This is a genomic window from Halanaerobium sp. DL-01 (assembly GCF_003338615.1).
Lineage (GTDB): Bacteria > Bacillota > Halanaerobiia > Halanaerobiales > Halanaerobiaceae > QPJE01.
Map to the genome: position 1 here is coordinate 1 of NZ_QPJN01000032.1, position 9,726 is coordinate 9,726.

At 35.0% G+C, this 9,726-nt stretch carries 8 protein-coding genes; 3 read left to right on the plus strand and 5 right to left on the minus strand.

The features are described from left to right. Both DER71_RS09910 and DER71_RS09915 read left to right on the plus strand, forming a co-directional pair. Positions 1-109: 4Fe-4S binding protein (locus DER71_RS09910; RefSeq protein ID WP_147269418.1), on the plus strand; the 109-nt coding region annotated here is incomplete at its 5' end. A gap of 286 nt (positions 110-395) precedes the next feature. Further along, positions 396-797, plus strand: a complete 402-nt coding sequence (locus DER71_RS09915; protein ID WP_114457111.1) for a MerR family transcriptional regulator — start codon at positions 396-398, stop codon at positions 795-797. A 233-nt stretch (positions 798-1,030) separates the two neighbouring features. Here the strand turns inward: DER71_RS09915 and nifJ are convergent, their stop codons facing one another. Continuing rightward, entirely contained in the window at positions 1,031-4,555 is a 3,525-nt protein-coding gene (gene nifJ / locus DER71_RS09920) for a pyruvate:ferredoxin (flavodoxin) oxidoreductase (RefSeq protein WP_114457112.1), read from the minus strand. Positions 4,556-4,784: 229 nt separating this feature from the next. Here nifJ and DER71_RS09925 point away from each other — a divergent pair, with 229 nt between their 5' ends. Continuing rightward, the gene (locus DER71_RS09925; RefSeq protein WP_114457113.1) at positions 4,785-6,131 is read left to right on the plus strand and encodes a DUF2330 domain-containing protein; all 1,347 of its coding nucleotides are present in this window, start codon (positions 4,785-4,787) and stop codon (positions 6,129-6,131) included. Between the two features lie 66 nt (positions 6,132-6,197). On the opposite strand, the gene DER71_RS09930 is transcribed toward DER71_RS09925, so the two are convergent. The 4 genes from DER71_RS09930 to DER71_RS09945 all read right to left on the minus strand — a co-directional run bounded on the left by DER71_RS09930 (position 6,198) and on the right by DER71_RS09945 (position 9,567). Beyond that, entirely contained in the window at positions 6,198-6,398 is a 201-nt protein-coding gene (locus DER71_RS09930; protein ID WP_233486941.1) for a cold shock domain-containing protein, read from the minus strand. Positions 6,399-6,572: 174 nt separating this feature from the next. Continuing rightward, on the minus strand, positions 6,573-6,710 hold the full coding sequence (gene nrdD, locus DER71_RS09935) for an anaerobic ribonucleoside-triphosphate reductase (RefSeq protein WP_114457115.1): 138 nt from the start codon (positions 6,708-6,710) through the stop codon (positions 6,573-6,575). A gap of 114 nt (positions 6,711-6,824) precedes the next feature. Continuing rightward, positions 6,825-7,532 (minus strand): anaerobic ribonucleoside-triphosphate reductase activating protein, encoded by a 708-nt coding sequence (locus DER71_RS09940; RefSeq protein WP_233486942.1) that lies wholly within the window; start codon positions 7,530-7,532, stop codon positions 6,825-6,827. Further along, positions 7,525-9,567 (minus strand): ribonucleoside triphosphate reductase, encoded by a 2,043-nt coding sequence (locus DER71_RS09945; protein WP_114457116.1) that lies wholly within the window; start codon positions 9,565-9,567, stop codon positions 7,525-7,527. The genes DER71_RS09940 and DER71_RS09945 overlap by 8 nt, the downstream gene beginning before the upstream one ends. Positions 9,568-9,726: the final 159 nt, after the last annotated feature.

The window sequence follows — 9,726 nt, forward strand, 5'->3', positions numbered from 1 at the left end:
TGAAGCTAAAGCTGTAAACTGTATAGAATGTGGAATTTGTGAGAGCCATTGTCCACAGGATATTCCTATTAGAAAAGAATTGAAAAATGTGAGAGCAGCTTTAGAATAACTCAATAGTAAAAAAAGATAAGAATTAGCAATAAAATAAAAGTAGTAATTAAATACAAAATTTTTTGAGCTAAAAAAGTCATTTAAGGAGTTTCCCAAAAAATGGAAACTCCTTTTTCAATATTTTTGATATATTTGATATAATATAATAGAATAGAATAAAGATATAAAAATATTTTTTAACATGTATTTTAAAGTCATAAATGATTTATATCTAATCACATTCTAAATATTCTGATAATATTTTATCAGAATAAATAAATTATATTGAAAAGAGGTGATAGAAAATGCAAATTTCCGAAGTTAGTGAAAGATTTGATCTAACTAAAGATACTCTTCGCTATTATGAACGAGTTGGTTTAATTCCTGAAATCAGGCGCAACAGCAGTGGTAATCGTGATTATACAGAAGAAGACTGTAACTGGATAGAATTTATTAAATATATGCGTGATGCCGGGCTTTCAATTGATACCTTAATTGAATATCTAAAGCTATACCAAAAAGGAGATTCTACTATTAAAGAAAGAAAAGAACTTTTGACTGAGGAAAGAGATAAACTTGCTGAAAAAATAAACAAAATGCAGCAAACACTTGAGCGTTTAAATTATAAAATAGATGTCTATGAAGAAAAAATTGTTAAAAGAGAAAAAGAATTAATAACCCGAAAAAAAGAATTAGAAACAATATAATATTTACTATTATATTTAAAAATTTATAGACTTCCCCACCAGGGTAAAAATTGATCTAAAATATACGCAAGTGCTGTTTTTCTTCAACATCTTGAATTTCCTTATTCATAAAATATATACCCCTTTCTAAATTATTTATAATATTAAAAGGGCGGTACAATAAATCCACCGCCCCATACAAATACTTTAGATCATAAATTATAATTATTTTTTATTAAGCTAAACAAGTTTATTTACTCTTCTGGCTCATATGCTTTTACCAGGCGCTTGTAGGAATTATAGCGCTCTTTAGCATCTTCTTCAGCTCTTTCAAACAGCTCTTCAGCAATTTCCGGGAATGTCTTCTTAAGAGATGAAAATCTTACCTCACTTAATAAGTGTTCTCTGAAATTACCTTTAGGTTCTTTAGAATCTAGGCTGAATGGATTCTTACCTTCATCCTGAAGTTCAGGATTAAAGCGATATAAGTGCCAGTAACCTGACTCAACAGCATTCTTCTCCTGTGATACACTACAGCTCATACCATCTTTTAATCCATGAGCAATACATGGAGCATAAGCTATAATTAGAGAAGGTCCAGGATAGGCTTCAGCCTCAGCGATAGCTTTGATTGCCTGATTCATATTTGCACCAAGAGCAATCTGTGCTACATATACATAACCATATGTCATTGCCATCTGACCGAGATCTTTCTTTTTGATTCTCTTACCCGAAGCAGCAAACTTTGCAGCTGCAGCAGTTGGTGTAGCTTTAGAAGACTGACCACCGGTATTGGAATAAACCTCTGTGTCAAATACAAGTACATTTACATCATCACCTGATGCAAGTACATGATCTAATCCACCATAACCAATATCATAAGCCCAGCCATCTCCACCGAAGATCCACTGAGATTTTTTAACAATAAATTCTTTTTTATCAACAATTTCTGCAATCACTTCATTGTCACTGTATTTAGCCAGAAGTGGCATCATTTTCTTTTTAAGTTCTTTTGTCCTTTCTCCATCCTGCATATTATCCAAGAATTCCTGCATTAACTCATTTAGTTCAGGGTCTAAATTAAGTTCAATTGCCTCCTGCATAAGATCGGCAATCTTATCTCTGATTTGTGCAGTAGCAAGATACATACCATAGCCATATTCTGCATTATCTTCAAATAGGGAGTTGGCCCATGCAGGTCCCTCTCCTTCATCATTTGTAGTATATACAGAAACAGGAGCTGATCCACCCCAAATGGAAGAACAACCAGTAGCATTAGCTATTATCATTCTATCGCCAAATAACTGAGTTACCAGTTTAGCATATGCTGTTTCGCCACAGCCTGCACATGCCCCTGAAAACTCAAGCAGCGGCTGCTGGAATTGACTACCTTTTATATTGGTAACAGGCATCAGGTCATCTTTAACTGTTACTTCATGTCTAGCATATTCCCAGTTTTCTGCTTCTTTTTCTGCCATCTCTGCAAATGGTTTCATTTCGAGAGCATCTGCCGGACAAATGTCAGCACAAACTCCACAGCCAGTACAGTCATAAGGACTTACCTGAATCTTATACTGGAGTCCTTCTAATTGTTTACCATTAGCATCAACAGTTACAAAACCTTCTGGAGCATTTGCTGCTTCTTCTTCATCAAGAAGGAAAGGTCTGATAACTGCATGGGGACAGGAAAGCGAACACTGGTTACACTGAATACAGGTATCGAAATCCCAGTCCGGAACATCGATCGCAATACCGCGTTTTTCGTACTGTGATAGTCCTGGAGGGAAGTGTCCATCCTCACGTCCAACAAATGTACTTACAGGTAGACTGTCACCTTCCTGTTTATTAACAACTTCAAGCACATTTTTTACAAATTCAGGTGCCTCTTTTTCTTCTTCTTTAACTGATTCCGCATCTGCCCAGTCAGCAGGAACATCAACTTTAACAAGTGCATCTAATGCCTTATCTACAGCTTTATAGTTCATTTCTACAATTTTATCACCTTTATGACCATAAGTGTCTTTAATAGCATTTTTAAGATATTTAACAGCATCATCAACTGGAATAATATCAGCCAGTTTAAAGAAAGCGGTCTGCATAACCATATTAATACGGCCGCCAAGGCCAACTTCTTGAGCAATCTTTACACCATCAATAATATAAAAATTTATGTTATTTTCAGCAATAAATTTCTTCATTTCTGCAGGCAGATTTTCCTCAAGTTCATCTTCTGACCATCTGCAGTTTAATAGGAATGTTCCACCTTCTTTTAGATCTGAAACCATATCAAACTTATCTACATAAGATTCTTTATGACAGGCAACATATTCTGCTTTATCAATAAGATAGGTTGATTTAATTGGTTCATCACCAAATCTAAGGTGAGATACTGTTACACCACCAGATTTTTTGGAATCATATGAGAAATATGCCTGAGCATATTTATCTGTATTGTCACCAATAATCTTAATGGCATTTTTGTTAGCACCAACAGTACCATCTGAACCAAAGCCCCAGAATTTGCAGCGCACTGTACCTTCAGGTGTTGTACTAATATGTTCTTTTATTTCTAAGTTAGTATGTGTTACATCATCAATAATACCGATAGTAAACCTGTCTTTAGGTTCTTCTTTTTTGAGATTCTCAAATACAGCATTAATTTGAGATGGAGTAGTGTCCTTGGAACTCAAACCATAGCGGCCGCCTACTATAACAGGTTTTTCTTTTCTGTCATAAAATAGAGATCTAACATCTTCGTAAAGAGGTTCTCCAACTGCACCAGGTTCTTTAGTTCTATCTAATACAGCAATTTTCTTTGTTGTTTCAGGGAATGCTTTAAAGAAATATTTTTCAGAGAATGGACGATAAAGTCTAACTTTTATCAGCCCAACTTTTTCTCCCCGATTAACAAGATAATTGACTGTTTCTTCAATTGTATCTGTCACAGAACCCATTGCAACTATAATGTATTCTGCATCCTCTGCACCAACATAATTAAATGGATGATATTCTCTACCTGTAATCTCGCTGATATCCTGCATATATTCTTCTACAATATCAGGTACTGCCTCATAAAAACGGTTGGATGCTTCTCTAGCCTGAAAGAAAATATCCGGATTCTGAGCTGTACCTTTTGTAACTGGATGTTCAGGGTTTAAAGCTCTGTGCCTGAATTCACTTACTTTTCCATAGTCAACCAGTTCTGCCAGGTCATCATAATCCATAACCTCAATCTTCTGATACTCGTGAGATGTTCTAAATCCATCAAAGAAATGTACAAATGGAATACTGCTTTTTATTGAAGCTAAATGGGCTACACCAGCTAAATCCATAACTTCCTGTACACTACCAGAAGCAATCATTGCTGTTCCAGTCTGACGAACAGCCATTACATCAGAATGATCACCAAAAATTGAAAGAGCGTGGGTTGCAACCGTACGAGAACTAACATGGAAAACTCCAGGTAATAACTCACCTGCAATTTTATACATATTAGGCAGCATCAGCAGCAAACCCTGTGAAGCTGTAAATGTTGTCGTCAGTGCACCTGCTGCAAGTGAACCATGTACTGCACCAGAAGCTCCACCTTCAGACTGCATTTCTGTCAACTTAACTCTCTGACCAAAAATATTTTTTCGGCCGTGTGCACTCCATGAATCAACCAGCTCAGCCATTGGAGATGAAGGAGTAATTGGATAGATTGCCGCAACATCTGTAAATGCATATGCTACATGAGCTGCAGCAGTGTTTCCATCCATAGTCTTCATTACTTTTGCCATTATAATTTTCCCTCCTATTAGTAAGGTAAATTTATTAGTTTCTTTCTCTTTAAGTATATTACTTTACAGTTCAACTGTCAAATATTTCCCACCTTCTGAAAGGTATCTAAATATATTCGAAATCATTTAAATTAATTAAATATTACCACTATTTTTTAATAAAATGGCAGGAAAAATAATCTCTAAGAAGAATTAGAATATATAAATCTATTGGAAAGGAGTGATTTTGTTGAAGAAATCACTTATATTATTCATTATATTTGCATTAATGTTTACTATATCATCTTATGTTTTTGCTGATAGAGGTTCTATTCCTTTTCAGCCAGCGATAAGAATATTTGAACCCAATCAGCAGGCATTAATCGCCTGGAATGGAAAAGAAGAAATTCTTATTCTTTCTACCAAACTTTATGCTGATCAGGATACAAAAATTCTTGAAGTATTACCCTTACCTCACGAACCAGAAATAAAAAAATCCAGTCGAAATGTTTTGAGAAAAGCAAATGAACTTTTAACTCTAGATCATTCAAAACAGCTGGTTCAACCTATAACACGATCTTCAGACAGCAGACAACTTCAGGGTGGAGAAGTAAAGCAGGAAGTTGTTATTGGCTCACATGATATCACAGTTGTAAAAGTGTTAAACGAAAATACATTTACAAACTGGGTTAATAACTATTTGAAGCAGAAGGGAAAAGATAATCCTGTTATACCAGAAGAATTAAAGAAAACAATAAAAAAATATATTGACAAAGATTATAATTTTTTCGTTTTTGATACTGTAGATGTAGGTCCAAAGCCTTATTTTAATGAAGCTATTTACTATAAATTTAAAAGTGATAAATTATATTACCCATTAGAAATAACAAAGTCTGATCATGGGGAAAGCAATGTCAGTCTGCTTGTACTTACAGAATCAAACTTAATTAACTTTCATGGTATTCAAAGAGATAAAATAGAATTTGAAAAGGGTCCCAAACTAATTAATAGAAGTGATGCTGAATTCATATCCAGTGATATTGCCGATCTTTTTGCCTCTCACTTTGCTAAAAATGATGGTTCAGAAAAAATAAAGTTAGCCAGCTGGAAAATAGTAGATGATCTAACCAATTTTGATAGTGATCTGCTGGCAGATTATACAATTCCTAAAGGTGGAAAAGAATTAATATTTATGGGACATAAATATATCAACTGTGTGACTCATCCAAATTATCCATTTGAAACCGAAAAAACTCTATCTTCTCTGCATGGAAAAGCTGAAATGTATTTGGGGGGGACCCGTTCACTACCCTGGTATGCATATTCATTAAATGGAAAAATATTATTTAATGCCATAACAGGAGAACCATTGGGTTCTTTAGAAAATATTGAAGAAAAAACATTAACTTTTGAAGGTTATTCAGGCCAGGGATATATCTGGTCAGAGAACTTCCTGACCCAGAAAATGGAAGCTGTAGATATCCCTAATGCATTTTTTGTTACCGATATAATTGGATATAAGTTCTATTCTGGATTAAGAGTAGAAGAGGATGGACAAATATCTGGAAATAGAAATTCATTCTGGAAAAAACGCTAAAAAACCCTGACCAGAATTATACCAGTCAGGGTTAGTTGTTTTATTATACAGTTTTACAGTTAAACTCTATAATTTTACAACGTTGGCAGCTTGAGGTCCACGGTCGCCTTCAACGATTTCAAATTCTACTTCTTGTTCATCTTCAAGACTTTTGAATCCTTCATCCTGAATTGCGGAAAAATGAACAAATACATCGTCTCCATCTTCTCTCTCAATAAAACCATAACCTTTTTTTGCATCAAACCATTTTACTTTACCTGTGTAAATCATAATTAATACATTCCCCCTAGGAAAATTTCTTTATGGGGTTCGTTCATTTAAACTTCACCCACTGCAGACAATTATAGCATAAGAAGTTTTTCTTTTCAACAAATTTTTGCACAAAAAAATGCCGGATAGTATGTTTAAAATAATCATACATCCGGCATCATTTGAGATCTTTTAAGAAGAAAACTCTTTTTTAACTGAAAAAGTTTTGCGGTCCTTAAATTCTTCCTTCTTTCCTTTGTTCCAGTCCGAAACAGGAGAAAGATATCCTACAACACGAGAATAAACTTCACATTTTTGTTTTTTAGCCACAATTTTACCTCCTTAAATTTTAACCCTAAATTAAACTATCTTAAAGCATATTATAACTATCAGCTTCAGCATATCACTTCGAAACAGTGAAAAATAAGTTCTGAAAAAGTTAAATCAATTTCTAATTTTAACTTTAGAAACATAGTTTTCCATAACGTATTTGAATTTCTTAAGTTCTGAAGGTGCAAAAGTTCTGGATTCTCTAAGTTTAGGATCAAGAGTGTTTACAGGACGGAAATTCTGGATAAAAAATTTCTCGGCCCCTTCAACAATTCTGCCGATTTCATTCAATTCCTTCTCATCATGCATTCCCGGCACAACAGTGGCTCTAAACTCATAGTCAATATTAGAGTTTTTAATGAGTTCTACTGATTTTTTAATTTCCGGGATAACTCCTTTTGGTGCCAGGAGAGGATAGCTGTCCAGACCCAGCTTAACATCCATTGCAATATATTCAAGCAAACCATCTTCCAGCAGTTCAATTATTTTCTTAGAATCTGTTCCATTTGTATCAAGCTTTATCTGCAGATTATGTTTTTCTCTTATTTTTACTATAAAATCTTTTAAATCAGGCTGAAGAGTTGGTTCTCCACCTGTGATAGTAACTCCATCTAAAAGATCTCTTCTCTTCTCTAAAAATGAAAAGAATATATCTTCCGGCAGGTCTTCATCACCTGGTGGAGCTTTCATAGGTATCAGCTGACTGTTGTGGCAGTATCCACAGCTAAAATTACAGCCTCTGGTAAAAACCACAGCTGATATTCTATCCGGAAAATCAAGCAGTGAAGTATTTCTTAAACCAGCAAGCCTCATATTAAGCACCAACTGTTTCTGCCTCTTCTTCTGCTTCTACTTCAGCCGCACATTTAGGGCAGTAATAATGTTCTCCCGGAATATAGCCGTGAACAGGACAGATGCTGAAGGTCGGAGTTATAGTATAATAAGGCAGCTTAAAGTTTTCTGCAATTCTCTTAACCAATTTTTTTGTATTTTTAATAGAAGGCATTCGCTCTCCCAAAAATCCATGTAGTACAGTTCCACCTGTATACTGGGACTGCAGATCATCCTGAAGTTCAAGTGCAGTAAATATATCATCTGTATAACCAACAGGCAGCTGAGTAGAATTAGTATAATATGGATCAGCACCTTCATTCTGCACTCTCTCTTCATTGGCAGAAATTATGCTGTCACCATACCTTTCCCTATCCAGTCTCGCAAATCTATATGCTGTACCTTCTGCAGGGGTTGCTTCCAGATTATAAAGATTATCTGTTTCTTCCTGATATTCCTGCAGCTTATCTCTCATTCTGTTCATTACCTCAAGAGAAAATTTCCTTCCTTCTTTAGAAGCAATGTTGCTGCCCAGAAAGTTAATAACTGCTTCATTCATACCATTTAATCCTATAGTATTAAAATGATTTTTCCAGTATTCACCAAAACGCTTTTTTACATCACGAAGATAAAATTTAGAATAAGGGTACAGACCCTGTTCTGTAAGTCCTTCAAGAACCTTTCGCTTTATTTCGAGGCTTTCTTTAGCTATATCCATTAGACAGTGAACTCTTTCTATAAAGTCTTCTTTATCTTCTGCTAAAAAACCGATTCGAGGCATATTAAGTGTCACAACTCCTATTGATCCTGTCATCGGATTGGCACCAAATAATCCTCCTCCTCTTTTGCGCAGCTCTGTATTATCCAGACGGAGCCGGCAGCACATTGAACGTGCATCTTCAGGATTCATATCTGAGTTAATAAAATTTGAAAAATACGGTATCCCATATTTGGCAGTCATCTCCCAAACAGGATCAAGAACCGGATTTTCCCACTCAAAATCTTCTGTGATATTATACGTAGGAATTGGGAAAGAAAACATTCTGCCTTTTGCATCTCCTGCCAGCATAACTTCTGCAAAAGCTCTGTTGAGCATATCCATCTCTCTCTGAAACTCTCCATAAGTCTTTTCCTGATATTCTCCTCCAATTATTACTGCCTGATCTTTAAGATAATTGGGTGTTTTAAGATCCATCGTAATATTTGTAAAAGGTGTCTGAAATCCAACTCTTGTTGGTACATTCATATTGAACAAAAATTCCTGCATGGATTGTTTTACTTCTTGATAGCTCAAATTGTCATATGCAATAAATGGAGCCAGGTATGTATCAAAATTGGAAAAAGCTATTGCTCCAGCTGCTTCACCCTGTAAAGTATAATAAAAATTCACTATCTGTCCTAAAGCTGTTTTTAGATGTTTGGGGGGTAAACTTTCAACCTTTGTCGGAACTCCACAAAAACCTGTTCTAAGCAAATCCTCCAGATCCCAACCACAGCAGTAAACACTCAAATTTCCCAGATCATGTATATGTATATCTCCACTTGTGTGATGTACAGCAATCTCCTCAGGATATATTTCCTGAAGCCAGTACTGACCTGTAATCTGTGAAGCAATAAAATTATTAAGTCCCTGAAGAGAATATCCCATATTGCTGTTTTCGTTAACTTTCCAGTCACTTCTGTCAAGGTAATCATTCATTGCCCCAACAGCATCCTGAAATAATTTTTTAGTGTCCCTTAGTTTGCTGTGTCTTTCTCTGTAGAGAATATATGCCTTAGCTACTTCTGCATAACCTTTTTCAATAAGAACTTTTTCCACCAGATCCTGAATCTGCTCAACTTCTGGTATGCCGCCATTTTTAAAGAAAATTTTTAGATATGCCAGAACTTCTTTTGTTGTTTCTGTGCCAATCTGTTCATCTTCTATGCCAACCGCATCAGCTGCTTTTAAGACAGCCTGTTTAATCTTTTCCCTATCAAACCTTACTTTTTTGCCATCTCTTTTTCTTACAAATTCTAATGTCATACGCAGACCTCCTAAATTAATAAAAGAGACCCTGACTCAAATCTGTCAGGTGTTTTAAATATGTTTCTATAACAAATCCGATTTTCCTTTTATTTTTCTTTTATATAATTAAATTTTTCTTTTTTTATCTTCTGTTTTATTTTAGAAATAAGCACTTTT